The sequence below is a fragment of the Pseudomonas kairouanensis genome (genome assembly GCF_004682055.1).
Classification (GTDB): domain Bacteria; phylum Pseudomonadota; class Gammaproteobacteria; order Pseudomonadales; family Pseudomonadaceae; genus Aquipseudomonas; species Aquipseudomonas kairouanensis.
Genome location: NZ_QUZU01000047.1, coordinates 1 through 26,249 on the forward strand (window position 1 = coordinate 1; position 26,249 = coordinate 26,249).

29 protein-coding genes and 1 pseudogene are annotated in these 26,249 nt (G+C 55.3%); 14 read left to right on the forward strand and 16 right to left on the reverse strand.

The window, feature by feature from the left end:
- The 3 genes from DYL59_RS26260 to DYL59_RS26270 all read left to right on the forward strand — a co-directional run.
- The coding region (locus DYL59_RS26260) for a cytochrome c oxidase subunit I (protein ID WP_135291767.1) at nucleotides 1-1,072 on the forward strand (1,072 nt) is incomplete at its 5' end.
- Nucleotides 1,059-1,685, forward strand: a complete 627-nt coding sequence (locus tag DYL59_RS26265; protein WP_027616418.1) for a cytochrome c oxidase subunit 3 — start codon at nucleotides 1,059-1,061, stop codon at nucleotides 1,683-1,685. The genes DYL59_RS26260 and DYL59_RS26265, both read left to right, overlap by 14 nt.
- 1 nt (nucleotide 1,686) lies before the next feature.
- A complete protein-coding gene (locus DYL59_RS26270) occupies nucleotides 1,687-1,941 on the forward strand; it encodes a hypothetical protein (RefSeq protein ID WP_027616419.1) in 255 nt (84 codons plus the stop codon).
- Here the strand turns inward: DYL59_RS26270 and DYL59_RS26275 are convergent.
- On the reverse strand, nucleotides 1,913-4,225 hold the full coding sequence (locus tag DYL59_RS26275; RefSeq protein ID WP_135291768.1) for an FdhF/YdeP family oxidoreductase: 2,313 nt from the start codon (nucleotides 4,223-4,225) through the stop codon (nucleotides 1,913-1,915). The two genes, DYL59_RS26270 and DYL59_RS26275, sit on opposite strands and share 29 nt — an antisense overlap.
- Nucleotides 4,226-4,403: 178 nt before the next feature.
- Here DYL59_RS26275 and DYL59_RS26280 point away from each other — a divergent pair, with 178 nt between their 5' ends.
- On the forward strand, nucleotides 4,404-5,330 hold the full coding sequence (locus DYL59_RS26280) for an NADP-dependent oxidoreductase (RefSeq protein WP_135291769.1): 927 nt from the start codon (nucleotides 4,404-4,406) through the stop codon (nucleotides 5,328-5,330).
- 228 nt (nucleotides 5,331-5,558) lie between these two features.
- Here DYL59_RS26280 and DYL59_RS26285 read toward each other — a convergent pair whose 3' ends face one another.
- From DYL59_RS26285 to DYL59_RS26305, 5 genes are all read right to left on the reverse strand, one after another.
- Nucleotides 5,559-5,798 (reverse strand): hypothetical protein, encoded by a 240-nt coding sequence (locus DYL59_RS26285; RefSeq protein WP_104996130.1) that lies wholly within the window; start codon nucleotides 5,796-5,798, stop codon nucleotides 5,559-5,561.
- The gene (locus DYL59_RS26290; RefSeq protein ID WP_135291770.1) at nucleotides 5,798-6,052 is read right to left on the reverse strand and encodes a DUF6555 family protein; all 255 of its coding nucleotides are present in this window, start codon (nucleotides 6,050-6,052) and stop codon (nucleotides 5,798-5,800) included. Before DYL59_RS26290 ends, DYL59_RS26285 begins: the two co-directional genes overlap by 1 nt.
- 101 nt (nucleotides 6,053-6,153) lie before the next feature.
- Nucleotides 6,154-6,435, reverse strand: a complete 282-nt coding sequence (locus DYL59_RS26295; RefSeq protein WP_135291771.1) for a hypothetical protein — start codon at nucleotides 6,433-6,435, stop codon at nucleotides 6,154-6,156.
- A 40-nt stretch (nucleotides 6,436-6,475) separates the two neighbouring features.
- Nucleotides 6,476-7,786, reverse strand: coding sequence for an SDR family oxidoreductase (locus DYL59_RS26300; protein WP_135291799.1), 1,311 nt, complete (start codon nucleotides 7,784-7,786; stop codon nucleotides 6,476-6,478).
- An 81-nt stretch (nucleotides 7,787-7,867) separates the two neighbouring features.
- A complete protein-coding gene (locus DYL59_RS26305) occupies nucleotides 7,868-8,629 on the reverse strand; it encodes an OBAP family protein (protein WP_135291800.1) in 762 nt (253 codons plus the stop codon).
- Between the two features lie 187 nt (nucleotides 8,630-8,816).
- Here DYL59_RS26305 and DYL59_RS26310 point away from each other — a divergent pair, with 187 nt between their 5' ends.
- On the forward strand, nucleotides 8,817-9,317 hold the full coding sequence (locus DYL59_RS26310; protein WP_135291772.1) for a CinA family protein: 501 nt from the start codon (nucleotides 8,817-8,819) through the stop codon (nucleotides 9,315-9,317).
- Here DYL59_RS26310 and DYL59_RS26315 read toward each other — a convergent pair.
- The gene (locus DYL59_RS26315) at nucleotides 9,314-9,844 is read right to left on the reverse strand and encodes a cupin (RefSeq protein ID WP_238340767.1); all 531 of its coding nucleotides are present in this window, start codon (nucleotides 9,842-9,844) and stop codon (nucleotides 9,314-9,316) included. The two genes, DYL59_RS26310 and DYL59_RS26315, sit on opposite strands and share 4 nt — an antisense overlap.
- A 25-nt stretch (nucleotides 9,845-9,869) precedes the next feature.
- The gene (locus tag DYL59_RS26320; protein WP_135291773.1) at nucleotides 9,870-10,307 is read right to left on the reverse strand and encodes a hypothetical protein; all 438 of its coding nucleotides are present in this window, start codon (nucleotides 10,305-10,307) and stop codon (nucleotides 9,870-9,872) included.
- Nucleotides 10,308-10,586: 279 nt separating this feature from the next.
- Here DYL59_RS26320 and DYL59_RS26325 point away from each other — a divergent pair, with 279 nt between their 5' ends.
- Nucleotides 10,587-10,829 (forward strand): hypothetical protein, encoded by a 243-nt coding sequence (locus DYL59_RS26325; protein ID WP_232920625.1) that lies wholly within the window; start codon nucleotides 10,587-10,589, stop codon nucleotides 10,827-10,829.
- A gap of 336 nt (nucleotides 10,830-11,165) precedes the next feature.
- Here DYL59_RS26325 and DYL59_RS26335 read toward each other — a convergent pair whose 3' ends face one another.
- The gene (locus DYL59_RS26335; protein WP_045792168.1) at nucleotides 11,166-11,420 is read right to left on the reverse strand and encodes a hypothetical protein; all 255 of its coding nucleotides are present in this window, start codon (nucleotides 11,418-11,420) and stop codon (nucleotides 11,166-11,168) included.
- 191 nt (nucleotides 11,421-11,611) lie between these two features.
- Between DYL59_RS26335 and DYL59_RS26340 the strand changes: the two genes are divergently transcribed.
- Both DYL59_RS26340 and DYL59_RS31805 read left to right on the forward strand, forming a co-directional pair.
- Nucleotides 11,612-12,322 (forward strand): glycosyltransferase family 2 protein, encoded by a 711-nt coding sequence (locus DYL59_RS26340; RefSeq protein WP_135291774.1) that lies wholly within the window; start codon nucleotides 11,612-11,614, stop codon nucleotides 12,320-12,322.
- A 4-nt stretch (nucleotides 12,323-12,326) separates the two neighbouring features.
- Nucleotides 12,327-12,575 carry a hypothetical protein gene (locus tag DYL59_RS31805; protein ID WP_073637661.1) on the forward strand — a complete coding sequence of 83 codons (249 nt, stop codon included), beginning with the start codon at nucleotides 12,327-12,329 and terminating at the stop codon, nucleotides 12,573-12,575.
- Nucleotides 12,576-12,582: 7 nt separating this feature from the next.
- Here the strand turns inward: DYL59_RS31805 and DYL59_RS31810 are convergent, their stop codons facing one another.
- Entirely contained in the window at nucleotides 12,583-12,786 is a 204-nt protein-coding gene (locus tag DYL59_RS31810; RefSeq protein ID WP_045792439.1) for a hypothetical protein, read from the reverse strand.
- 226 nt (nucleotides 12,787-13,012) lie between these two features.
- Here DYL59_RS31810 and DYL59_RS26355 point away from each other — a divergent pair, with 226 nt between their 5' ends.
- Together DYL59_RS26355 and DYL59_RS26360 are read left to right on the forward strand one after the other, a co-directional pair.
- On the forward strand, nucleotides 13,013-14,152 hold the full coding sequence (locus DYL59_RS26355) for a glutathione-independent formaldehyde dehydrogenase (protein ID WP_027616432.1): 1,140 nt from the start codon (nucleotides 13,013-13,015) through the stop codon (nucleotides 14,150-14,152).
- A gap of 304 nt (nucleotides 14,153-14,456) precedes the next feature.
- A complete protein-coding gene (locus tag DYL59_RS26360; protein WP_073637659.1) occupies nucleotides 14,457-14,834 on the forward strand; it encodes a termination factor Rho in 378 nt (125 codons plus the stop codon).
- 555 nt (nucleotides 14,835-15,389) lie between these two features.
- Here DYL59_RS26360 and DYL59_RS26365 read toward each other — a convergent pair.
- Complete coding sequence (locus DYL59_RS26365; protein WP_102060515.1) at nucleotides 15,390-15,680, reverse strand: helix-turn-helix domain-containing protein; 291 nt, start codon at nucleotides 15,678-15,680, stop codon at nucleotides 15,390-15,392.
- A gap of 99 nt (nucleotides 15,681-15,779) precedes the next feature.
- Here DYL59_RS26365 and DYL59_RS26370 point away from each other — a divergent pair, with 99 nt between their 5' ends.
- Nucleotides 15,780-16,292 (forward strand): hypothetical protein, encoded by a 513-nt coding sequence (locus tag DYL59_RS26370; RefSeq protein ID WP_200846544.1) that lies wholly within the window; start codon nucleotides 15,780-15,782, stop codon nucleotides 16,290-16,292.
- Nucleotides 16,293-16,480: 188 nt separating this feature from the next.
- Complete coding sequence (locus DYL59_RS31455) at nucleotides 16,481-16,654, forward strand: hypothetical protein (protein WP_167496719.1); 174 nt, start codon at nucleotides 16,481-16,483, stop codon at nucleotides 16,652-16,654.
- A gap of 978 nt (nucleotides 16,655-17,632) precedes the next feature.
- Here the strand turns inward: DYL59_RS31455 and tnpC are convergent.
- From tnpC to tnpA, 3 genes are read right to left on the reverse strand one after another with little or no spacing between them, the layout of a single operon-like run.
- A complete protein-coding gene (gene tnpC / locus DYL59_RS26380) occupies nucleotides 17,633-19,159 on the reverse strand; it encodes an IS66 family transposase (protein ID WP_135291776.1) in 1,527 nt (508 codons plus the stop codon).
- A 50-nt stretch (nucleotides 19,160-19,209) separates the two neighbouring features.
- Entirely contained in the window at nucleotides 19,210-19,545 is a 336-nt protein-coding gene (gene tnpB / locus DYL59_RS31815) for an IS66 family insertion sequence element accessory protein TnpB (protein ID WP_057440793.1), read from the reverse strand.
- Entirely contained in the window at nucleotides 19,542-19,874 is a 333-nt protein-coding gene (gene tnpA / locus DYL59_RS26390; protein ID WP_135291777.1) for an IS66-like element accessory protein TnpA, read from the reverse strand. Before tnpA ends, tnpB begins: the two co-directional genes overlap by 4 nt.
- 99 nt (nucleotides 19,875-19,973) lie before the next feature.
- Here tnpA and DYL59_RS31460 point away from each other — a divergent pair.
- Nucleotides 19,974-20,126, forward strand: a pseudogene (locus DYL59_RS31460) (transposase domain-containing protein); the annotation flags it as partial.
- Between the two features lie 1,515 nt (nucleotides 20,127-21,641).
- Here DYL59_RS31460 and DYL59_RS26405 read toward each other — a convergent pair.
- A complete protein-coding gene (locus DYL59_RS26405; RefSeq protein ID WP_135291778.1) occupies nucleotides 21,642-22,844 on the reverse strand; it encodes a hypothetical protein in 1,203 nt (400 codons plus the stop codon).
- A 573-nt stretch (nucleotides 22,845-23,417) separates the two neighbouring features.
- Between DYL59_RS26405 and DYL59_RS26410 the strand changes: the two genes are divergently transcribed.
- A complete protein-coding gene (locus tag DYL59_RS26410) occupies nucleotides 23,418-23,909 on the forward strand; it encodes a DUF4019 domain-containing protein (protein ID WP_135291779.1) in 492 nt (163 codons plus the stop codon).
- A gap of 108 nt (nucleotides 23,910-24,017) precedes the next feature.
- Here DYL59_RS26410 and DYL59_RS26415 read toward each other — a convergent pair whose 3' ends face one another.
- Nucleotides 24,018-26,111, reverse strand: coding sequence for a TonB-dependent siderophore receptor (locus tag DYL59_RS26415; protein ID WP_135291780.1), 2,094 nt, complete (start codon nucleotides 26,109-26,111; stop codon nucleotides 24,018-24,020).
- Nucleotides 26,112-26,249 lie beyond the last annotated feature (138 nt).

Genomic DNA, 26,249 nt, shown 5'->3' on the forward strand with positions numbered 1-26,249 from the left:
CCTGCGTGCGCCGGGCATGACGTGGATGCGCTTGCCGCTGTTCATCTGGTCGATGTACGCCACCTCGATCATTCTGGTGCTGGCCACGCCCGTGCTGGCGATCACCCTGGTGCTGGTGGCCGCCGAGCACCTGTTCAACATCGGTGTGTTCGACCCGAAACTGGGCGGCGACCCGCTGTTGTTCCAGCATCTGTTCTGGTTCTACAGCCACCCGGCGGTGTACATCATGATTCTGCCGGCCATGGGGGTGGTCAGCGAGTTGATCACGGCGGCAGGGCACAAGCGCATTTTCGGCTACCGCTTTATCGCCTGGTCCAGCGTGGCGATTGCGGTGATCGGCTTTCTAGTGTGGGGCCATCATATGTTTGTCGCCGGGCAGTCGATGTATGCCAGCCTGGTGTTCTCATTGTTGAGTTTTCTGGTGGCGATTCCGTCGGCGATCAAGGCCTATAACTGGAGTGCCACGCTGTACAAGAGCGACTTGACCCTGCATGCGCCGTTTCTGTTTGCGCTGACGTTTATCGGGTTATTTATCGTCGGCGGCGTCACCGGGCTGTTCCTCGCGCTGCTGGCCGCCGACCTGCATGCGCATGACACCTATTTTGTGGTCGCGCACTTCCACTACATCATGGTCGGCGCCGCCGTGGCCGGGTACTTCGGGGCCTTGCATTTTTGGTGGCCGAAGATCACCGGCCGTCTTTACTCGCAACTGTGGGGCAAGGTCACCGCGATCCTGATTTTCTGCGGCTTCAACCTGACGTTTTTCCCCCAATTCCTTTTGGGTTACCTGGGCATGCCGCGTCGCTACCACAGTTACGACCCGGACTTTCAGTTCCTCAACGTGATGTCATCGGCCGGCGCATCGATCCTGGCGCTGGCCTACGTGTTGCCGTTTTTCTACCTGCTCGGCTCCCTGCGCTGGGGCGAGCGGGCGCCGATCAATCCCTGGGAGGCGGCCGGGCTGGAGTGGCGCGTGGCTTCGCCGCCGCCGCTGCACAACTTCGAAGCGCCGGTGACGGTGGATTTCGAGGCCTACGATTATTCCCCAGGGGCCCGCCGTGATCCGCTCTGACGAGAGGCCCGCCGACCCGTTCGTGGCCTGGGCCCAGCAACGCGAGGCCGCCCGCCTGGGCATGTGGCTGTTCCTGGCCAGCGAAGCGATGATGTTCGGCAGCCTGATCATGGTGGCGTGGTTTTTTCGGCTGCGTCATCCGAGCGGGGTGGCGGAGGCCGTAGCGGGCCTGCATTACCTGTTGGCGACGGGCAATACAGTCCTGTTGTTGACCAGCAGTTTGTTGATGACCCTGGCCGTCAGCGAGCCGCGCCGGGTGCGCTGGTGTCTGCTGGGTGCGGCCGTATTGGGCGTGTTGTTCCTGGGCTGCAAGGGTGTTGAATACGGCCTGGAGATCCACGAAGGCGTGCTGCCCGGCTTTAGCGATCACTCAACCTGGCAGGCGCCGTCGGCGCAGTTGTTCATGAACCTGTACTTCATCGCCACGGCGTTGCACGGGCTACATGTGTTGATCGCCGTTGGCCTGGCCCTGTGGCTGTACAGCGCGTTGAAACGCGACCGGTTGGCACCTCATCAGGGCGCGATGCGCCTGGAAATGATCAGCCTGTATTGGCACCTGGTGGACGGGATCTGGATCCTGTTGTTTCCCACTCTCTACCTGGTGGGGCGTTGAGATGAGCAAGGCGGGCGCGTTGAAAGTCTATGGGGCGCTGCTGCTGTTGCTGGCCGTGCAGATACTGTGCGTTCGCTATCAGCCCCGGTTCGGCAGCGTGATCATGCTCGCCGCCGCCGGCCAGTTCCTGCTGTTGTTGCTGTTCTATTTAGGGCTTTACCGGCACCGCGGCTGGGTACGCCTGTTTGGATGGGTGTACCTGCTGTGGTTGCTGGTAATGGTGGTGTTCATCCTGGGTGAGTCGGCGACGCGCTGAGCCGCACCGGCACCGATTTGGCGGCCGGCACCTTGCTGCGTTCAGCGTGGTGCCAGAGCGGCACCAGCGGGTTGCATTCGGGGTAGTACGCCGCGGCGCAGCCTTCGGGAATGTCGTAGGCGATGATTTCGAATGGCCCGACCTGGCGCTTGACCTCCGGTTCGATGGCAGTGGTCAACATCACCTGCGCGCCGGGCATGAAGCCCAGGCGCACGATGTCGTTGCAGTGCATGAAAATCACCTCGCGCGTGCCGCTGACCCCGCGAAAGCGATCGTCATAACCGTAAATGGTGGTGTTGAACTGATCGTTGCTGCGCAGCGTCATCAGTTGCAGGACATCCCGTGCCGGTTGTGCAAGGTTTACATCGTCATCTTCGGCCAGGGTCACGGGCTTGACGAACTGCGCCTTGCCGCTCGGGGTCAGCCACTTGCGCTGCGCGGCGGCAATCGGGCGATGGAAGCCGCCAGGCTCGGTCATACGGCTTTCCATGTCGTGGAATATCTGCGGGTAGATCTGCCCGATGGCCGTGCGGACCTTGGCGTAGTCGGTGCTCCAGGCCTGCCAATCGATGTTGCAGGGATGGGAGAGGGTGGCCATGGCCAGCCCGGCGACAATGCTGGCTTCGGCGCGCACATGAGGGCCGACCGGCTCGCTGCTGCCACGCCAGCTGTGGATGCAGCCGGTACTGTCTTCAGTGGTGTAGGTTTGCGCCACGCCATTTTGCCGGTCTATTTCGATGCGACCCAGGCATGGCAGCAGCCACTGGTGACGCGCCGGCAGCAAGTGCGTGCGGTTGAGCTTGGTGGCGACCTGTACGTTCAGGTGCAACCCTTGCCAGGCGGGCTCCATGCGCGAGGTGTCCGGAATTGCCCGTAGAAAGTTGCCGCCCAGGCCGACAAAACCGCGCACCTGGCCGCTGAGAATTCCTTCGCACGCATCCACCGTGCACACGCCCATTTTCTCTGGCACGTTGAAGCCGAAGTGCTGCTCGATCAACTCCGCCGGTACTTTTTTCGGGTCTTCGGTAATGCCCACCGTGCGCTGGCCTTGCACATTGGAGTGGCCGCGCACCGGGCAGATCCCGGCACCGGCCTTGCCGATATTGCCGCGCAGCAGCAGCAGGTTGACCAGCATCTGCACGTTGGCCACGCCCTGTCGATGCTGGGTCAGCCCCATGCCGTAGATGAACATCACGCGTTGGCTGTGGGCATACACGGTCGCGGCGGCTTCCAGTGCGCCGCGCGTCAGCCCGCTCTGGTGCTCCAACTTTGGCCAGGCACAGCCACGGACATAGGTGGTGAAGGTTTCGAAGCCGTCGGTGTGGCCGGCGATGAAGTCATGATCGAGTACCGCCGGGCTGCCTTGCTCGGTGGCGAGGTCATCCATTTCCAGCAACGCCTTGGCGATGCCGGTGATCGCTGCCGTATCACCGCCGATTGCCACCTGATGGTACTGGGTGCTGATCAAGGTCGAGTCGGGCGTAAGCATTTTCGTGGGGGATTGCGGGTTGACGAAACGCTCCAGGCCGCGCTCGCGCAAGGGGTTGAACGTGATGATAGGCACATCGCGTCGACGCACGTCTTGCAGTTGATGCAGCATGCGCGGGCTATTGCTGCCAACGTTCTGGCCAAAGAAAAACAGGCAATCGGTGTGCTCGAAGTCTGCCAGGGTCACGGTGCCCACCGGCACGCCGATGCTTTCCTGCAACCCTACCGAGGTACTCTCGTGGCACATGTTGGAGCTGTCGGGAAGGTTGTTGGTGCCGTAGGCGCGCGCGAACAACTGGTACATGAACGAGGTTTCCAGCGACGCCCGCCCGGAGGCATAGAACACCACGCTGTCGGGGTCCATGGCCTTGAGTTGGGCGCCGATTTCACGGTAGGCCTCTTCCCAGGAGGTTTCCCGGTAATGATCAGTGTCGGGGTCGTAGCGTAGCGGGTGGGTCAGGCGGCCATGCTGCTCCAGCGCATAGTCGGGCCAGGTACGCAGGTCGCTGAGGCTGTGCTCGGCAAAGAACGCCGGGTCTGTCTTGAGGGACGTTAGTTCCCAGGCGGTGGCCTTGGCGCCGTTCTCACAGAACTCCAGCGCATGGGGATGGCCGGGCTTTGCCCAGGCGCAACTGACGCAGGCAAACCCGTCGGGCTTGTTCTGTTTGAACAGCGCGGCGGGCGCCTTGGCCAGCGCTTGTTCGCGCCACAGGATCTGCATCACCGACTTGGCCGAACCCCAACCGCCGCAGGCATTGGTATAAGGCTGGAAATGGCTTTTGGGGTAGATAAGCATCAGGCACTCCCGGGTCTTGGCTGAATACAGTTGGGACGGGCCGGTAGACGCAAAGGTTCGAGTGGATTCGTGGGTGGAAGCTGCCGTTTGTCAGTGTTGCTCGACATCAAGTGAACCCCTGGACATCGACGGTCCTCCACACCCCTGTGTGCTTTGAACAGACAACGAGGTGCGTAACATGAAAGCAATCAGGATTGAGCAGTTTGGCGGCCCCGAGGTCATGCGGTTTTGTGACGTCGAGGTGCCGGAGCCTCTGGCAGGCGAGGTGCTGGTCAAGAATTTTTTCGTGGGCATCAACCCAGTGGACTACAAGATTCGTGAAGGCCAATACCCGGAGGTCAAGCAGGACAAACTCCCGCTGACCCTTGGCCGTGAAGTCGCCGGCCTGGTAGAAAAAGTCGGGCAGGGCGTCAGCGATTTCAAGAAGGGCGATCGGGTGTTTGCGATGATTGGCGCCGACGGTGGCTATGCCGAGTATTCGCGGGTACCGGCGGTGCATCTGGCGCGTATTCCTCATGCGTTGGATTGGCCGGTCGCGGCTGGCATACCGTTGGCGGGCCATACCGCTTGGCAGGCCCTGGTGGAGCACGGACAGATCGAGCAGGGGCAGAAGGTCCTGATCCATGGCGGGACCGGTGGAGTGGGCCACTTGGCCGTGCAGTTTGCCAAGGTCAAGGGTGCCGAGGTATACGCCACCGCGTCCACGGACAGCCTGCCGTTATTGCGCGAGCTGGGGGCAGACCGCGCGATCGACTACAAGACCGAGCGTTTTGAGGACATTTGCAAGGAGTTTGACCTGGTGATTGATTTGATCGGCGGCGACACCCAGGCGCGTTCGTGGCAAGTGCTGGGGGAGGGGGGCCGACTGGTGTCGACCCTGACGATGCCCGACGCCAGCCATCCGCAGGCAGCCGGCAAGACCGGAGCACGGTTTACCGCGGCGCCACGTGGCGAGGAGCTGACAGAGATCGCCGGATTGATCGAGGCCGGCAATGTGCAGGTCTACCTCGCCAAGGTATTCGAGTTGGAGGCTGCGGTGCAGGCGCTGGATTACCTGGCCAATGAGCATGTGCACGGGAAGGTCGTGCTGCATATCAGTGATTGAGGAGGCGTCATGAACCCACCATCCAAACCCCATACGTCGGGGCAAATCGGGCAAAAGGTGCGGCCCGCGGCAAAGCGCAACGACAAATCGGAGGACCCGACGGTCGACCGTCCCTGGGAGGCGGACGTCGATCAAGGCGGCGTCGCCCCTGGCGGGCCTTCACAAGACCCTGAGTCAGGGGCGTGATACTTGACCGGGCGTCAGCCCTGTTTTCGACAGGGCTGACGGCTATCTTCGCTTTGTACGATGGATGCGCATCCACTCTTGGTAAGCGGCGGTGCGTTGTGCATCTGCAGCTTTCTTCGCTTCGATGAAGCGCGCCCACGTCTGCGCGTCGCCGCTGTAGGACTCGATGATTTTGTACGCTTGCGCATCCAGTCGGTCGGCTTCAAAAAACATCTCGTTATTTCGCGCGACCTCATCATCGCGTGCTTGTCTCATCGTATAACCAAGCGTCTGGCTGTTCATCATGCGAGACCCTCCGCCCACTGTACCTGCGTCGCGGCGCACCAGCGTACTTGCGTGATGCCGTATTTTTCCGCCATCGGCTTGGAAACACGCTTGAGTGTGTGTTGGCCAAATTTGGGTATGACGGCAACACCTGCATCGCAGCTGGCCCAATGCCAAGCCTCGGCATTGTTCATTTGCGACGCGCGCACGACGAAGGACTTCGGTTCACCGTGAAGCTGATACTCGATGGTAAATAGATTGTTATCTTTCATGAGACCTCCTTATGCTCATGAATTACAGATATTTGACGTCAAAAAAAATTCAAAAAAATTGTCCGACAATTCGATGGATGAGCTCCGGCGCTTATCACACCTCAATCATCTACTGTAAACGTGACCCAGCCGGGCGCATCCGTGGGCCGATCTATATCGACGATGACGCCACTCACGGTGGAACCATCGGGTAAATGGACTGCGACAAAGTTAGGATTACCCGGCCAATCCAGTGGCTTGTCGAAGTCCAAACGCGCAATCGTAGGTTTTCCACTGCTGCTCAAATGGATATCTGCTGACTCATTCAAACATTCATCCGAGGGTGTGCCCAAATGACGAGAGGCAGTCATTACGCTCGCGTTACCTTGGAAGTTGTAAGACATGCTGATTTACCTCATTTAAACGGGGCGGCTGCCCCCCATTTCAGTTATGCGGCTTGTTGTTTGTTGAATGCTTGCGAGCAATGACCACACCGCCGAGTAACAACGCTGCGCTTGCTGCAACCAACCAATACGATGTACGGCGTGTTTGCCGCCACCCGCCTTCAATGCGGCGCTCGCCGCTGGCGGGTCTAAACAGGTTTCCCGACGAAGTCGCTGAGTGGGGGGCCCGTTGCAGGGCGGTGCGGGTCAGCCAGCCGGATACCTGGGGAAAGGCGGGCATCAAAAAATGCGCGACTCGAGCGATGGTTGCGGCGGCACCCACAGTGGTGCTGTTTCTCGGCTGCAGCGCGCAAGCGACCATCGCCCGCGCCACCTGACGCGGATCATAGACCGGTGGCGGCGGCGTCAATGCATGGCCGGTAAAATTTGCGCCATCGCGAAAGCCCGGTGTATCCATCACGGCGGGATAGACGTCGCACACATGAATATTCGGGTAGCCGACCAATTCACCGCGCAGTGCTTCGGTCAAGCCACGCAGACCGTATTTACTGGCTGAATACGCGGCGGCAAAAGGCTGGGCGACCCAGCTTCCCAGTGAGAGTGTATTGATCAGAATCCCGCTTTTCTGGGCTTTGAAATAGGGCCACGCCACGTGGGCGCCACGCAGGTAACCGAGCAGGTCTGTTTGCAGTACTTGTTCGTGTGCTTCCAAAGGCGTGTTTTCGAAGCTTCCGACGGCCCCTACACCGGCGTTATTGATCCAGATATCGATGCGGCCATTTCCGAAGGCTGCAGCCTTTTCCGCCAGCGCGCGCATTTGGTCGCCATGTGTCACATCGGTCTTAACGGCGATCGCCTGCGCGCCGCGTACAGCACATTCCTCGACCACTTCTGCCAGCGCCTTTTCATCACGAGCCGCCAAGACTAGCCGGGTACTTTGTTCTGCAAATGCGTGAGCAGCAGCACGACCTATGCCGCTTGAGGCGCCGGTGATCACCACCGTTTTGCCGTGTAACTGGCCATTGTTTTTTCCCATTACAGGCGCGCGCGCAGGCAAATCCTCGGGCACATGAACAGGTATCGGATGGAGTTTCAAACGGGCACCGTCGGCCAGTACGAGGGTAAGGTTTTCAATCGTGCCAGCGACACGGTCGGGGAATACCGGGTCGCCTAAGGCGTCGAGCTCGTCGTAAATAAATGTCTGGCCCTCAAGCCACCCGACAGCCGTCAAGAGTTCGGGACCCAGGTAATATTTTCCATCCAGGAAAAAACCGCAAAAGCTCCTTGTTCGCTCCAGGCTCTCCACTGCGTATCGTTCGCCAGGACTCATTCCGGTTGCTGAATCAATCATCATGACATCCTCCTATCGCTGGTCTTGCGATAGAGAAGGGCCAGCAAATGATCGTTCAATCCAAATGACTGAGTGGTGCGTTCAGTGCTGATGGGCCGTTACAGTCGGATCGGTGATCTGAATAACGGTGCCCTGTTGCCATGCGTCCGCACCCGGTGCGATGGGTGGCGCAACTATATCGATGCGTGTCTTCTTCTTTTCGGTGCTGTCGATACCCATCCGCTTATCTCGCTCGGCGACCATCCCAGGGTCGGCCTGGCCATCGGTGGTAAACCCCATCATCAGTTGCGGCGCACCCAGCGGCAGGCGTTTGTTGAGATCGGTATGCCAGGTATGCCAAGTCTTACCGTAGGTATGCACCAGTTTTTCCATCAACGCGTGCTCCGCCACTTCGTGGATTCCCGGCGCGACCAGTTGTCCTGATTTCACTTCGTGCACGTGGCTGTGCCACAGCGCCTTTTCAGGGGTAGGCAGTGAGGTGAATAACTGCTCGCTGATGATGTATTCCACGCCCATCAACTTTGCATCCTTGCGATTGCCGTCGTAGATCACGCATTGAATCACCTCTTCATTGAGAATCGCACAGTAGTGATGCGCTTCCATCTGCACCTCAGGATGGCCGTTATAAAAGTGAAAACCGTCCAGGTAGGCGTTCAATGCATCAACAGGCGGACGAGATTGGAGCAGGGCTGCACCGGCTTCCAGGGTTCGGGTAGATGAAGTGGTGGGTTTACCGGGTGCCCCCACGTTCGAGGGAGAATCGTTGCCAGCGCAGGCGCTTAACAGGGTAAAGGTTGCCGCCAAGGAGCATGACTTGGCCATTCTGGTTGTCTTGGTAATCATTGCCGTAGGTTCCACCCTCTTGCCTTCTCTCAAGCTGAAATCGTGAACGTCAGGTTCAACTCTGTAGACGTTGGAAATCCTGACACCGTGCACGTTCAAAACACTTTCACTTGAACGTTGATTGATCTGAAAGGTCGTTTTTTGGAACGGGTGATAGCGCAATCGCTCGCGCGCAGGAGCAATTATCATGTTAGTCGCCACTTCTATCGTGGAGTACCTCAAACGCAACCGACTGGTCATTGCGACGGCCGAGTCTTGTACCGCGGGAAAAATTATCACGTTGCTTTCCGAGGTCGACGGAGGGGGGGCATGTATTGAGAGTGGTTATGTTGTCTACTCGCCAGAAGCGAAGCAGCGACTACTAAAAGTACGCGCGTACACCATAAATACTTTTAATCTCACGAGTTGTGAGGTTGCTCGGGAGATGGTTCTCGGGGCGCTGGACGACAGCCCGGCAAATGTAGCCGTCGCGACCACAGGCATACTCGGTCCTGATGTGGTCGATGGAATACCTCCTGGAACTGTGTGTTTTGCCTGGGCCTATCGAGTAGGGCGAGGTCTGAGCGTGTTCAGTCGAAAGGAACGGTTCATGGGATCGCGCGAGGAGGTCCAATTGGCGGCATCCCTCCATGCCCTGAAATCATTGCCGCATTTTCACCAGCTAGCCATGGCGGGAGAGGGCGCTTAGCGATCTCTGACCCACAGCCTGCGAAAAACACGTTGATCGCCCGTTACTGGCCCCTCATCAGGAAATGGTAGCCGTTCGATATTTCTCAATTGTGCCTGGGTGGGCGCCTCGCGGCAGATATCCGCATGCTGGCCTGGCGGATACGCGCCTACTACGAGGAAGTCTCTACTGGCGCTCAGACTGCAATGTCCGGTGCCTGCCGGCAACAGCAACACATCGCCTGTACTCACGTTCAGAACCTGCCCGTGCTCGCCACCTAGCATCAGCTGAGCATGGCCGCTTGCGACACCCAGCACTTCGTGCCCCTGTGTATGGTAATGATGATAGTTGTAGATCCGATCACGCCACTGAGGTGGCCAACCTTGGCTGGCGAACATTGCTTCAAAGAGTGCCGCAGGGTCGTCGAAGGGCTTGGACAGGGCCTCTGAATAAAAAAGTACGGGCAGGTCCGGGTTATTGGGCACCGTATCACCGCGCTTAAACATAAGCGGTATTGACGCAGTTGTACCATTCTCAAAGCCGTTCATATGGGATGCGCCATTTGAAATCCGGTTATTTAGCTGACTGCCACGTCCACTGCCCGCCGTCTTTCTCACAATCGATTTTGGCTTGCTTAAGGTCCTGTGCGGCATAGTGATAAGTCACCACCCCAGCGTTGCTGGGAAGCATCGCGCCTGCGTGGCCAGGAACTTTGGCGGTTGCATGAGGATTCGCAAGTGCCTCCTGTGTGAGTGTTGCCTTGCAACTGGCCGTATAGTCGCCGGCGCATTGAGCGATCTTGGTTTTTTTTGTGTTCATCATGTCCTTGTTTTCGTTGCTGCACGACCAATCGATAGCGTCGGAAGGCACGCCTTCGTACGTGTAGCAGGTGTGCTGTTCAACCACAGGTACTTGATCGCTCCGAGAGTGCGTGTAGACATCACACGCCGCAGCCAAGGCGTTTGAAAAGGTAAAGCACAACATCAAAAACATGGGTAGACGCAGGTTCATAATTGTCATCTCCACGCAGCGTTCACACTTTCGGATTCAATTGAATCGACTCATATCGACTTATCTAGGAGCAAATTCTTTTCTCTTCACAAATGGGAGGGTGCAACGGTAGATAAAGTTTTAACGCTCTGCATATCCCTCGACGAGTGGCGTGCAGCGCTATCCACCAATGCTGAATAGCGGGGCTTTGGGGTGATTGTGTTTGAACATTCAGGTCGACGACGCTCTCACATAGAAATAGGCGAAAAGACAAACCCTGCTCCAAACAGGATGAGCATTATGAGCCACTTACCCCAACGACCCGAGCTCAAAGCTTGGTACAAGGCGTTGAACGACTACGCGTACCGCGCCACTTCTCCGGATGCTTACCACCGTGCTCTGCTGGACGGTGCCAAAGCGCTGTTAAGCGGCGGTGTCATTGATTGGGACCAATGTGAGGAACTCAAACGGCTGGCTGATTCGGCGCATGCCCGGGCCGTGCTGGAAGCCAAAGCCCATCTGAAGCGTGACCCCTCGGCGTAACAGCAGCGGCAGGCGCAATTTCCACCTTCTCCGCCATCACGACTGAGCTTATGGGGCGACGTCCAACAGCAGCTCTCCACTGGGAAGTTTTTCAACGTGGTGCACCACCCCACGGTAGGAGCCGCCCTCCCATTCGAAGGTAAGTGTGTGGGCGTGTTGTAGCTCGCTAGGCCACGGCAGTGCGAGTTGCAGCTGTAATCCAGACGCTTTGCGTATTATGCGTGCTCTGCACTCGCTTGCGAGTGGATTCACTCCGAACAGCGTGTCCACTAGGTATTCAATTTTGATTGAATGCATCGTCGCTTCAGTAGAGTCCGGCATATGAATTCCTGTTTATTACCCCACAGATGAGCGCCTGGAAGACTGTCTCGATATGACCATTTCTTCCAGTATTTCCCGTATGAGCCTATTGATTCCTGATTCCCCGTGATAGTGGGCGCGATTGATATTGGCGATGGTGAACTGATCAGCATCGTGTGCCGTCACGGTCACCGAAAGGCTGCCGTCGGGATTGAACGCACAGTGAACTGCGCAGTTAGGAAGGCGAGCGGAAAGGGCTGCTTCAACCTCCACTTTGGTTAGCGTGTCCATCAGTTCTCCGGATTAAAAGCCTAAACACGACAAGGCTAGTTCAGAATGCCGCGGCGTAAATACTGGCAGGATAATGGCCCTCCGAAACGTTCCTTTAGATGGAGCTGCTCTCGCTACGATAGATTCTTTAAACCTTCCTTATCAGGGCGGTGTCGATTGCTGGGCACACGTCGCGAGGTAAGGGAGAGAAAATGATAGGGATCGTGATACCTGCTCATAACGAAGAACGCTATATCAGCCAATGCCTTGAGTCCGTACTCCTCGCGGTTGAACACCCGTCGCTAAAAGATCGGTTGGTCGAGATACTTGTCGTCTTGGATGACTGCTCAGATAGCACGGAGGCAATGGTCGCGGCGATGGGCATACAGTCGATTGGTGTCTCCTTTCAAAACGTGGGTAAGACGAGAGCTGTAGGTGCTGAGCAGTTACTGAAAGCTGGTGCACGGTGGCTTGCTTTCACGGATGCCGATACCGTTGTACCGCCCGATTGGCTAGCGCGTCAGATTGAGTTTGACGCTGACGCGGTGTGTGGAACAGTTGAGGTCGACAGCTGGAGAGAATACGGCGAGACGGTTCGCACTCAAGACCTGGCGTTGTACCAGTTCATCGAGAACCATCGCCATATCCATGGGGCCAATCTCGACCTGAGTGCCGAGGCTTATCGGAACGCTGGTGGGTTCAAGCATTTGATGGCATACGAGGATGTTCAACTGGTTGCAGACCTCGAGAGGATTGGAGCACGTATTGTCTGGACAGCCACCAATCCTTTGCTCACCAGTGCACGCCGAGACTACAAGTGCCGGGGCGGATTTGGAGATTATCTGGCTTCCCTTATGCCTCCTAATACCGACAAAGGTGTCGAGCCGTCCATGAGTTCAGACTCTGGCCTCCGGGGGGCGTGACCTTGTGGATCTGATTGATTGGGTGCAATGGCCCGCCATGGTAGTGACTGTCATGTCAGCTTGGTATATCGGTTCTCAACAACCGCGCCGACGCATGATTGCCTTTTGGGGGTTTATCCTCAGCAACGCGTTATGGGTTATCTGGGGATGGCACACAAATGCTTTCGGATTGATTGTGCTCGAGTGCATTTTGCTTGGCATGAATGTTCGTGGGTTTAGGAAAAATCAGCGCGGTCCCCAGGCCTCCGAATGAATCGCGCCTACTGATTCTGAAAGTTCTTTTTAAACCCACGTAGGTTCATCGAGCAAAGACAGATCTGCAGCACGATCAGTGCGTAGGCCTCCGCATAAGCCCCCCAAATGACCCATAGGACATTACTCAAAATAAAACAGAAGAACCCTGCCATTCTTCTCGCGGGGCGTTGAGACCCGATAAGCCACGCGGCGATCACTGTCACTGCCATGGCGGGCCACTGAACCCAATCCAGATAACTCAAGCCAACCTCTCAATCTCTATCGATAAAAAAGAGAGGGATACGAGGGCGAATAATTCAGATTTTTTGAGCGATTTTGAGAATGTACCGCTCGTCAGACATGCCTCGAATTTCTTGAACATACGATTTGCTCTCTCGGACAGATTAAACATGTGCTGACGAAAAATCCCTTTCGTCTTGCCTCTGGGAGAACGCAATGAAAGCCATCGTTTACAACGGCCCCCGTGACGTCAGTGTGCAAAATGTGCCGGATGCCAAAATCGAAAAACCTACGGACGTTCTGGTGCGGGTGACGGCCACCAATATCTGCGGATCTGATCTGCATATGTATGAAGGCCGAACCTCTTTCGAAACCGGCAGAGTCTTTGGCCATGAGAATCTGGGCGAGGTCGTTGAAGTAGGCGCCGGTGTGGATCGAGTCAAGGTAGGCGACCGCGTATGTCTGCCATTTAACATCGGCTGCGGTTTTTGCGAAAACTGTGAAAAAGGCCTGACCGGATTCTGCCTGACCGCTAACCCAGGTAGTGCGGGCGCGGCCTACGGATTTGCTGATATGGGGCCATATCAGGGCGGGCAGGCAGAGCTGCTACGGGTGCCGTATGCCGACTTCAATTGCCTGGTGCTGCCCGACGACGCGCAAGAGCGTGAAGAAGATTACGTCATGCTGTCGGATATCTTCCCGACGGGCTGGCATGCAACCGAGCTGGCGGGCCTCCTTCCTGGGGAGAGCATTGCCATCTATGGCGCCGGCCCGGTGGGTTTAATGGCCGCCCACTCAGCAGTTATCAAGGGCGCCTCTCAGGTGTTCGTGGTCGACAATCATCCCGACCGTTTAAAGCTCGCCGCTCAGATGGGTGCTACGCCCATCAACTCGCTTGAGAAAGAGGCAGTGGACCAAATCTTAAATCTGACTCACGGCAAAGGCACCGATCGAGGATGTGAGTGTGTTGGTTATCAATGCTGCGACCGCCACGGTCATGAAGCCAATCACCTCACTATGAATAACCTTGTTGCCTCGACAAAAGCGACGGGGGGTATCGGAGTCGTTGGTGTGTTCGTACCTCAGGATCCCGGCGCTAAAAATGAACTCGCCAAAGAAGGCAAGATGGCCTTCGATTTCGGCGCTTTCTGGTTCAAGGGGCAGCAGATTCGAACTGGGCAGGCTAACGTCAAAGTCTATAACCGTCGCTTGGCCGAGCTTATCCATCACGGTCGTGCCAAACCATCTCAGATCATTTCTCATCGCCTCAAGCTCGCCGAAGGCCCAGATGCCTATAAGCACTTCGACGCACGTGACGATGGCTGGACGAAGGTCGTACTCAAACCAGCAGCCTGAAATGAAGAGCCAAATTCACTAGTAGGTAAACGATCATGAAAAAGTTGAGTATGTGCTTGGGCTTTTGCAGCGTATTCATGCTTCATGGATGCTTTGACAGCGCCGACAATGCAACCAAAGACAACTCCAGCGGTACCAAGTCCTCTGTACAGATGCAGGAAGGAAAGTCGGACGACAGTAAGCGATAATTGATGGCCCAGACCGTTATGAACCGCTGGGCCAAAACCCTTTGACGACAATAAAATGTTGGGTTGGATGCTCCACAAATGTAGGCAATGTGCTCAGCCACTAAGAGGATGCGATCATGCCGCGCGGGGATAAAGACAAGTACACCGATAACCAAAAACGCAAAGCGAAACATATCGAAGATAGCTATGAGGCTAAAGGGGTTCCCGAAGATGAAGCAGCACGTCGTGCTTGGGGAACAGTTAATAAACAGTCAGGTGGCGGCGAACGGAAGGGTGGGTCTGGGCAGAAAACCACCAAAGCAAAAAAGGCTAAAGCCCGAGAATCATCAGCCCGGCGAGCTGCAGCAACACGACAGGGTGCCCCGCGAACTGACCAGCGATTAGAGGATATGAGCAAAAATGAGCTTATGGAGCGAGCTCGTAAACACCGAATAGCCGGGCGTTCGACTATGCGTAAGATCGAACTGATCAAGGCGCTGAATGAGGTGAGTTAAGGACTTAACCGAAGTGACCACGTGGCATGAGCGGTGCGACCAATGAATTCACGCTGGCCGCTTCGGTGTAACGGCGCTGGCTGGCCAAGTTTACCCCTCAGGGGCCACCGGTCCGTATGCGCCTGCCCAACACACCTTGCGTGATTAAGTAGCATTTCGGTGCGTCGGCAGTCGCGTGAGCACAGCTTTGAGATAGATCCTTGAGCCTTCAGCCTAGCCAGCCCCTGCTTGATTTGCTCAGGGTTCTCGAAGATCGTCTCTAGAGCACCACCAGTGCTACTCGGTCGCAGATACGGCCCGCAAAGTTCTGCCTTAGCGGTAAAGCATCGCCCATTAGGCCAAAGGGCCTCTCCTAGACGCCAAAAGCTCGCAAATGCTCAACCGCTACCGCCAACAAGAACGTCTTGCCCGCGCTATGGCGCGAGGCGTCGAGGACGTCTTGATAGCCGTAACTGACGGTCTCTATATTCGGAATCCGGCCCCTATGACCCTCAATTCCAGTTCGTGTGTTATAAAAAGCCCGTCGCATGCCGAAGTTCTGGTTCCGGCTTCTCTCTAGGACTTGCGGAGCCGAGATGAAAGGGTTTCACGTCGAATACGCTCAAGCAACGAGTCTAAATCCGTATCAGGATCGAGGAGCAAAAAGCTCTCTAGAAGAAGGGTCAGTGGATGTACATCCATTCTGCCAGCAAGCTCTGACGCCTTCTCCAAAGTAACGTTCTTGAGACCTCGTTCAAGCGTGCTGAGGTATGTCCTACTGCTGACGATTCCAAAGTCTTCTTGGGTCAAACCCTGGCGAATCCGTGTATTGCGCAACGCGATGGCAAACGCTTCTCGCAGCTCCATTTTGATTAATCCACAAAAGGAACTATGAGGCCTTCTTGAGCTCTATAGGACTACAATCTATAGTGTTCATTTGATGGGGTTTTTATGGCCGGAGTACAGATGAGTGCATGTCAGTTATCCGCCACAAAAAATGAGCGAAGTCCCTCAACAATGCTCATTGTCGCAGTGGCGAATGTCTCTGAGCCGGAGCTGGGTGTAGAGATTATCAAGCGCATTTCGGGCCAAAATCTGATCGACCTTTTCAACGAACTGGATCGGCCTGATTCCGATAAGGCTATCGTTGGTGTCCTGCTGGCAGTTCCTCCAGAATTTAACGGATCTCAGCGATGGATCGCTGAAAGTGTGTTTGATTTTGGACGCGCCGAGCTAAGGGTAGCGGATGACACTTGCTTAGATACATACGCCTACCGGCTTGCTTCAAAGGCTGTATTCAGAGACAACGCAAGGGTCGACCCAGCAGATATCTTAGGCTGGAGATCACTCTATGAAACGCCCAATGCGAATGGTGACGTTGATCCAGAGCTTGTCGCCCATCAAACCTGGTTATCAATTGTGATCACTCGAATGGTCAACGCGGTAAATCTACCTGATGCGGAGGAAGCCACTGAGTAGTTACTAACTCTTCATTGGTGCCGTAGCTCAATTCCAAAGGCGACCTTTTGAAAGACAACACGGGGAGGAGGGAACGGATACTTCTGTCTTTTGAACTCACAAACTTAACGATAGTCATCTGCCGACGATAGAGCATTAAGAACGCGACGGCTACGCTCACCTCCCAACAGTATTCACGAGAGACGCCCATGAAAGGAAGACATAAAGTCACAACCTCTAAGTGGTTTTTGAAGGCTCAACTTGAGGCCGAGGCTCAGCGCATTATGGCAACGAGACCTAATGAAGCAGCTAATAGATTTCTTGATGCGGCATTGCAATTTGGAATCGAACATGAACCTATTGGGCGCCTTGCTGGTGGTTAGCATAAGCCATTATCGCCAGCTTAGGCTTGACCCAGATACTGAAACATAACTGACCCAGGGCCCTACATCATGAACCGTGCCAATGCTGAAAGGAATAATCCGGAGGCTTCTGCGGTTGGCCGATTTCTGCCGATACCAAAGAACTCCGATGGTTCACTATCTGCCCTCCACTAACGCCAGGCGTGGGTCGAATCTGGGGTGCAATGGTTAGCGCACTGAATTTTGAGCAGCTTGTGCATCGATTGTGGGGATAAGTTGAGGATAACCGGTCAGCTCATATTGGCTTGAACCCCCGTCTGCAAACCCGAAGGCACATGTCATCGACCTTGAGGAAATATCTTGTTGCTATGGGATGAGTACGCTATGGACACTACTTTGAGAATCGCCATGCTTGTAGTGGAATGCAAGCAACGAATTATATCCTCCGGGGACGGGCTGAACAGTTGCGGAATTGAGTGAGTTGACGGCTCAAACGGTTGATGAGCTAAAGACAAGAGTTTACAGCTTGATGAGTGAAGGTCGAATTTTTGCCATAAACTACGAAGGCGTCGATTACATTCCTACATACGCTTTTGACGCTAACGGCGGCTACCAGCCAGTCCCAGTATTGAAGGCTGTCATTGAGATATTGGCGAAGCGCAAAGATGCTTGAGGGACGGCTTTCTGGTTCGGCTCCTCAAATTCCTCCCTCGGTTGAAGGCAGCCGAAAGAGGTGATACGAATTGACGCCGGCATAGTCCTGGATGCCGCGAGCGATGAAGTTCGTGGCACTTTGCATGGATGATAAGGCGCATCAAACCTACAACCTCAACTCGTCGACCGCGAGCGATAGCATCGACAGGGACGGGGGCAGTCATGAGATTAGTAAGCGATGGGCTCTTGGACGCAAGAACTGGCTCTTTGCAGGGTCGTTACGCAGCGGCAAACGGGCGGCAGCGATCATGAGTGTAAGCGTACGGGGAATACGCCTTGCGCAAGTCAGCCCGGCATCCACTGATGTGGCAGTAGCTGCTCGATCTCACTAGCCTTCTGCGTCGGCAGCCGCATTAGTACATCCTTGAGATACGCATACGGATCATGCCCATTCATGCGCGCCGACTGGATCAGGCTCATGATCGCCGCTGCCCGCTTACCGCTGCGCAGCGATCCAGCAAATAGCCAGTTCGACCTACCAAGCGCCCACGGCCTTATCGTGTTTTCGCAGGCGTTGTTATCGATGGGCACAGCACCATCATCAAGGTAGCGCGTCAGCGCTACCCAGCGTTTCAAGCTGTAATCCAGAGCTTTGGCCGTGGCTGAGCCCTCGGGCACAAGTGCGCGTTGAGCGATCATCCACTCATGCAACTTTTCAGCGACGGGCACCGCCATTTCTCGGCGTAATCGACAGCGATCTTCATCGCTCATGTCCTTGGCCTGCCGTTCGACCTCATACAAGCCGCCGATGGAGTGCACCGCCTGTTCGGCCAACTGGCTTTTGTTCGCCACATGCAGGTCGAAAAACTTGCGCCGGACATGGGCCATGCAGCCGATTTCGGTGATGCCCTGCTCGAAGCCAGCCTTGTAGCCTGCGAAGTCATCGCACACCAGCTTACCGTTCCAGGTGCCTAGGAAGTTGCGCGCATTTTCGCCTGCACGGCTGGGGCTGAAGTCGTAGACCACCGCTTTCAGTGCCGAGAACGGTGTCGTGCAGTAGGCCCAGACATACGCTCGGTGCGTTTTCTTTTCGCCCGGGGCCAGCATCTGCACCGGTGTTTCATCGGCATGGAGGACTCGCTGGGCCAACACGGCTTCGCGCAGTGCATCTACCAGCGGTTGCAGTTGTACACCGGTTTGGCCGACCCACTGAGCCAGCGTCGAGCGCGGGATCGCCAGGCCGGCACGGCCGAAGATCTTTTCCTGCCGGTACAACGGAAGGTGGTCGGCGAACTTGGCCACCATCACGTGGGCCAACAAGCCGGCAGTGGGGATGCCCTTGTCGATCACCTGTGCCGGTACCGGCGCTTGAGTCAGTGTTTCGCATTGGCGGCAGGCCCACTTGCCACGTACATGTTGCTCAACCGTGAACACGCCGGGGGTGTAGTCCAGCTTCTCGCTGACGTCTTCGCCGATGCGTTGAAGTTGGCAGCCGCAGGAGCATTGAGTGTTCTCTGGTTCATGATGAATGACGGTACGAGGGAACTGCGGCGGCAGCGGCGCACGTTTAGGCTGTTGGCGTGGTTCGTCCGGTGCAGGGGCGGGACGAAGTGCTTTCAACTCGGCATCAATGGCTTCGAGATCGGTGCTGAGCAAGTCATCCAGCAAGCTGCCTTGCTCCGGGCTGATTTGCTCACTGCGCTTGGCAAACTTGTGGCGTTTGAGGACGGCAATTTCGTGAGAGAGCTGCTCGATGACGGTCTTGTCGCGACGGCTCTCTCGGCCCATGGTGTCGACCTTCGACAGCAACTGCGCAGCGAGTGCACGCAGTTGATCGGGCGTCATTTGGTCGAGATTGGGCGAGGAAGTCATGCCTTGGATTTTACCAAAGCAGCACACCTGCCACAGCTAAAAGAGCCGATTCAGAGCAACGTAATTACACCGTTAGCACCCACCCGCTGCCAGGGCAGGCCCAGCACCAGCGCTTGAAGTTGTTCGGCGTCGAGTTCAACTTCGTGGCCTCGATGAGTGCCAGGCCAGTGGAATTTGCCTTGGTTCAGGCGGCGCGCGGCCAGCCAGATGCCAACGCCGTCATGTACGAGCACCTTCATGCGGTTAGCGCGGCGATTGGCGAACAGATATGCGCAGTGCGGCTTCGCCGCACCGAACACCGCGACCACACGGGCTAATGCTGTGTCCGTACCGGCGCGCATGTCCATGGGCTCAGTGGCGAGCCAGATGGCGTCGATGCGGATCATTGGGAGAGGCTGCGGATGAAGCGTGCGCAGCCGTCCGGATCGAAGATCGGCCAGCTCACAGTGACTGTTCGCTGCCCCGAAGAAATCTCGATGCGGGCTACATCCTGATCCTGCCGAGCAGGCGTCGCCGCAGCGGTCTCAAGCTTAAACGGTACAAATGCAGGCAAGCCAGAAGCCTGCCGGTCACGATAGATAGGTATCCACTTGCGAACCAGATTAGCGTTGATGCCGTGCCGCAGCGCCACGCTGGCAATGGATACATCGGGGCTCAGGCATTCCTGGACAACTTGGGCCTTGAAGGGTTTGGGATAAGAGGTGCGCTGACGCATGGTGTTCCTTGAATTAAGGGCGATGGTGTCCACGTATTTTTAGGTGGGCACCATCGCCCTTAATCTGGGGATTCTGAAGGTGTGTTCGGCAGACGCTTACTCATGAGTTTGATCCAGTCTCCGCGCCTGAATGGTCTTGATCCGTAGGCATATCTGAACGATGTTCTTACGCGGCTGCCGACTCAGCGGGCGAGTGAGTTTGATCAGTTACTGCCGCATAAGTGGCAACCGGTTTCATCACGCGAGGAGTGATGCCCGGACGCTTAATTTTGATCTATATATCACAACGTCAGACACGGGTATCCACGGAGGTTGGATACCGATTCAGTGAATCAGCCAAGTTAGGAGGGGTTACCAATGACTGAATTGGAAAGTGCCGAGTCCCGAGCGACGGAAGCGGGGAAGTCATCATTGATCTCCCCACAGAGTTCCTTGCAGCAATGAACGTGGGGCCCGGTGATTTGCTTAGCATCGAGTTGGCAAACGCCGCGATCGTGCTCAAATGTATTCGACCCAATGCAGTCAGTCGAGCCTCCGGTCGATGTCGAATATGGGCTACTCGTTCATGGCAACGAAATATTCGAATATATCCTGATCACTATAATTTATAGTGCGTCCGATATATTGGTATGAATCAGTTGATGTCAGATACTGTCGTATACGTTTAATCTGCCTATCTGTACACAATTTATTGAGGTGGGCATGGCAAGGAATCTGCTACCGGCCATTCAATCGCCACGGTCGCTGGACTATTGGTCGTCGGGCTCTGCGTAGGCTTCTGCAAGAAGGGCTTGGGCGTGACCTTCGAGGAAGTCGAAAACCTCCTCTTGGATATATCCGTTGATTGCTTGCGCCAGCCCTTTGATACGACCCCATTCTGGTCTAAGCACTGCATAGTCAGCCTACTCAAGAGGCCGCCGCGCACGTCGTACTTGTCATTAACCACCTCAAGCAATGTGTCGTATCGTTGCAAATACTCGGTTTCTTCCCTCAGTACGATTACCAATGCCCGCTTGGCCATTTCCACCGTGAAGGCCACAGACTCAGTCGCATCAGGCTTCTTTACCCGATAGCCTTCAACTCCATCGCACTGATCAAATGGGCGTACCGCACTAGATTTCCCATTTTTTCCGCTGTTGTTGGATAGATTTTCTTAACCGCGCCAAGATTTTCTTAAAATGTGCGCCGAACGCTCAGAAAATATTAACGGAAATGGCCACGCAACCACTATTTTTGGGCTTTCAGCTTATCGGCGGTAAGCGTCCCGCAATCACACCTTGCCGCATTGCGCTTTCTGGAGGACCTGGGCTTTGAACGGGTTGGGATAAGAGCTACGTTGGCGCATAGAAATCCTAGCGATAAGGGTGATCGCGTTCGCTTAAAAATACGCGGACACCACTGCCCCTTAATGCTGGAGCTCGGTAGGTGACTTGGCCGGAAGGTTACATGTATATAGCGAGACCCATGACTTTTCGGCGCAGATAGACCTCCAAATTTCCGCCAATCCTCAAAGGCGGTAAATGAGGCTGGGGGAGGGGGCGTTTACCCTAATCTGTGAGAGTCGCATCGATTGTGCGAGGTATGTAACCTTTCCAAGGGAAGCCATCAGGTGCCAATCTTCACTACCGAGTATCCCTGGCAATGGCAGTTTCACTGCCCTACAGCATATGCGCTGGCTCGGTGACTAACTAGATGTAATCGATAACAATCTTTGAAAACGAATTTTCCGTAACACGTGCTTGTTACATTTAAATTCTCACAAGGTGCTTACTCAAAGACTCTAGATGAATCAACGGCATAACGGTTATGCAGGGCATTGAGCGACTCATACCCCAGTCGACTTCTGGTCGCCCAAAAACCACTTGTGTCAATTGAATGCATAATGCTTGCCGTGCGAATGCTGTCTAACCGTGCGCATGCCATTTGATCAATGGTACTTTGGGCGAATCCATCAAACGCCATTAAATGTGCTGCTTCTACAGAAATCTCTTTCACTATGTTGCTGAGCTGTCTAATGGTTAAGCCTGGCCTCCCACTTAACGTGGTGAAAAGAGCACTATTAGGCAGCTTTCCACTTTTAAACAAAATCTCCCGCGAATTGAGGTAGCGCTTTAAGTAAGTTTTAAATTCACTGGGTGCGACTAACTTATAAGCACTTCCCGAGTCAATCACAGAGTAACTCAATTCTTCTCGCTCGACGTCCTTGGTGAAATTTGAAAGCATAGGCTTCCAAGTTTTACTGCCCGATAGAAATCTTGCAGGCACAAGCAAGTAAATGATCATGGCTATAATGAACAGCGAACGCTCATGCGCAACATCATTCATACAGAGGTTTTCTGCGGCCTTGAGAAGGTATCTTAAGTGAACCTGATCTAATCTCCCAACCAAAGAAATCCCCTTACCACTAATGCTGGCGATGAAGGATAGATCTATAGGCATAACCGGATTGGTCTCTACCAAGTTTTTACCTTGTAAATAATAGTAAAGCTTAATACAAACTGAACGAATCCCAGCAAGCGACCTTGGTTCTGACGTACTCCCTTTTGAAGCATTGGAGAAAGGGCGCCATCGACCATTAATGTATATTTTTCCGTCTCCGCCGATATAAAACCGGCGAATGGGATTCGCTGATACCCAACTAGGTGGAGGAGAAACACAAAACTCGAAAAAGTTTTTTAGGTCTTCCGTACTCAATTTTGATAGCGGACACTGATTCACGATCCATGACCATAATAACAACCGTTCAGTTACGCTACGGTAGTACATGTAAGTGGAGCTAATTTCGGCCGCCTGCTCATAGTTTACATAGCTCGCTAGAAACTCTCTAACGGCATCAAAAATAATAACGGGATCTCTCTCAACACCGAAACCTTCGAGATACGCTTGAATTTCTGGATGAAGCTCAAAGTATTCATCTAGTGGAAGTGTTATTGCGTCCTGACCTGAAAAAATAGGGTAGGGATTAGTCATCGAGATACCTACTATTGAATAGCTACTAGCTCCAAGCGTAGCCCACACTGGGAATAGATAGCTAGAGAATATTTACCTCGCATCTATGGGGGAGCATCCTAAAAAGGATATATCATTTATGAATACCATGAAAAAATACTTAAGAATATGATTTCGTGAGTAAAAAAACTTCTGACATATAAAAAATTCTCACCTACGGAACCCACTAACTCCCTACGAAAACAGGCGAGATATTACATTTGAAGGGAGAGTAATGGCACAGATCCAAAATGTACTCGTCCAACTTAATGTTTTTTCTATATTTTTTATGAGGAACAGATTTCGCTTCTAGGAGGAACGGTCACACGGTGAGAAGGTTGCAGGCCTGACTGGCCGCCAATGGCTAACTGGAAGAGTGCTGCCTGATACATGATTTAACATAATATACATTATGCGTAATATCCTATTACACATCTATGGCCAGTCCCCAGCAGATTTCACGCTCACACTCAGGCAGTAGCCTTTGGCCAATGGCGCCCTCGGCATTCCTCATCTTTACTCGCAGCACACACGCCGCCACCCTTGAGGTTTTGCATGAAGCACATTTTCTGCGCTGCTCTGTTCTCAATGCTGCTCTCGGGCTGCGATGTCAGCTTCAACAAAGCACCCCCTAAAGCCTTGGTGTCCGAACCTGCCACCGAACAACAACAGCGCCTGGTGTTTGATGCCACGGTCGAGTTTCTGCAGTTGCTCGATTCGGGCAACGTTGACCAGACCTGGCCAGCCTCCAGTGCGCTGCTCAAAGCCACGACCTCTGAAAGCATGTGGACCAACAGCATCAAGGCCATGCGCCTGGGGCTTGGTGCTTTTGTTGAGCGTAACTCCGCCAATATTGGTTTTACCACGCAAATGCCGGATGTGCCGGCTGGCCGCTATGCGGTGGTCGAATGTGTGACAACCTTTACCCGCGGGCCTGCGACAGAAAACATCGTGCTACGTGAGGACAACAACGAATGGCGTGTGGCAGGTTATTCCGTCAATAAACGCTTTTTCGGCAGTGATGACAGTGACAAGGAAGCCCCCTGACCCACCCAATAGATATTCAATAAAATTATAACTAAACTAAATAGTCATTTAGTTTAGTTATATATAGAGCTTACGCAGCCCAACGGTCAAGGCCCCCGCCGCTGTCCATCAGTACCTGTAGCCGAGCGTCATCATCATCGTGCGATCATCCCCCAGCGCCACTGCGTTTTTGACGCCGCCGGTGTAGTACTCCCTGTCGAACAGGTTCTTCACGTTGAACCCTGCACGCCAATGTTCCTGCTCGTATGCCACACCCACATCGGCGACCGCGTAACCGGCGATCCTGTAGCCGTATGCGTATTTCTCACCCTCTGCACGAAACCCGCCTTCCAGGCTCCAGCCCTGGGGGTTGTCGTCCAGGCGATAGCGTGCGTGCAACGTCGCGCTGTGGCGTGGGACGTTATTCAGGCGGCCACCCACTACCGTGTCTGTCGAGCTGCCGTTATCGGTGATCACCGCCATGGTGTAGGAGTACCCCCCCATCAGGCTGAGCCGGTCACTCACGTCCGAGGTCACGCCCAGTTCGAAGCCGCGGGTGCGCTGCTCGCCCACGGCGACACTGTAGGCGGCGTCGTTCGGGTCGGTCTCCAGGACGTTCTGGCGGCGCAAATCGAAGATCGCCGTGGTCAGCAATGTCTTGCCGGGCACCAGGTCCCATTTGATACCGCCCTCCCACTGCTGGCCTTTTTCCGGGTCGAACACGCTGCCGCTGGCGTCGGTGCCGGTGTTGGGAAAGAACGATGTGGAGTAGCTGACGTAGGGGCGTACGTTTTCGAACAACTCGTACATCACGGCGACGGAGCCGGTGGTGGCATCCGCCGGTGCGTTGGTGCGCTTATCCGTCAGCTGATTCTGGGTGTAGGTCGCGGTCTGATCAAAGCGCAACCCGGCCTGCAGGTTCCATTTGTCCCCGATCTTGACGTTGTCACGCAGGTAAGTGCCGAGCATCCGCACGGTGGTGAACTGCTGGGTCCGGGGTGTGGTCGGGCACACAATCGCACCGCCATACACCGGGTTATAGATATTCAGCGAGCCCACGGTGCAGGTGCGGCTCACCTGCTCTTCTCGTGAACGCAGGTAATCCACGCCCGCCGTGATTTCGTGCGCTGTTTCGCCGACGTTGAAAGTGCGCTGCAGGTTGTTGTCGAGGCTGATGTTGTCGCCGGACAACTGCTGGTCAGTCACCGATCGCTTCAATGTGCTGCCGGTCAGCACGCCGGCTGCAACCAGTTGGCCGCTCAACGTGTAGTCCTGCCAGCGCAGGTTCTGGTTAAAGGTCCAACCGTTGTCAAAGCGGTGGGTCAAGGCATACCCCAGGCGATTTTCCTGGCCGTGGTACGGGTCCTGGTCCGGCTCACCGATAAACAAATGCCGGGAGACTTTGCCCGCAGCACTCGGCGGAACACCTTGCTGGCGCATGTACGAACGGTCCTGGTGACTGGCCAGAAGGGTAAAGTCAGTGTCGTCACCAAAGTCCAACGACAGCGACGGCGCGATGTAGCTGCTCTTGAACCACACATGGTCGGTGGAATCGTTGGACGCACTGCTCAGCCCGTTCAGTCGAATCGCCGCCTTGCCATTTTCCGACAGCGGCGTGCCCACATCGAAGGTGCCTTGGCGCAGGTCGTTGCTGCCGTAAGTGAAGTCGATATTGGCAAAGGGATCTGCCTTCGGCCGCTTGGTCACCATGTTCACCACGCCGCCCGGCATGACCAGGCCGTACAGCAGCGACGCTGGCCCCTTCAACACCTCAACCTGCTCCACGCCAAACAGTTGCTGGGCCACACGGTTGGATGAAGATGTACGCAAACCGTCAACAAACAACGAGTCCGAAGCCACCTGGCCTCGAATGATCAGATCGTCCCAACCGCGCCGCCCGTAGGCACCAGCCGTGACCCCCGGTACGTTCTGCAAGGCATCGGTGAGGGTCAGCGCCTGTTGGCTGTCGAGCACGGCACGCGGCACCACGGTGATGGTTTGCGCGGTCTCAGCCAAAGGGACGTTGGACTTGGTGACCTGCACCGGTGTGAAACCGGTAAACGAATGCTCGTCGGCGTACGTCGCAACGCCCTCCACTGCCGTTTCAGGCAACTCAATGGCCGTATCCGCAGAGGTGGTTTCAACGGATTCTGCTGCCGACAATGTCGAGCAGGACACCCACAGCAAGCCACTGACGGCGAGGGGAATTGACGGTCGCAGCATACGCACTCCTGGCGCGGGGGTTAGAGGGCGCGGATGTTATTGGCATAGATTGCTAGATGTCAATTATTCTCAATTAGACACAATGGCGTTTTGCTTGCCTCCAAACGCCAGGGACTGGGCAGCGTCAATCCGGCTTGT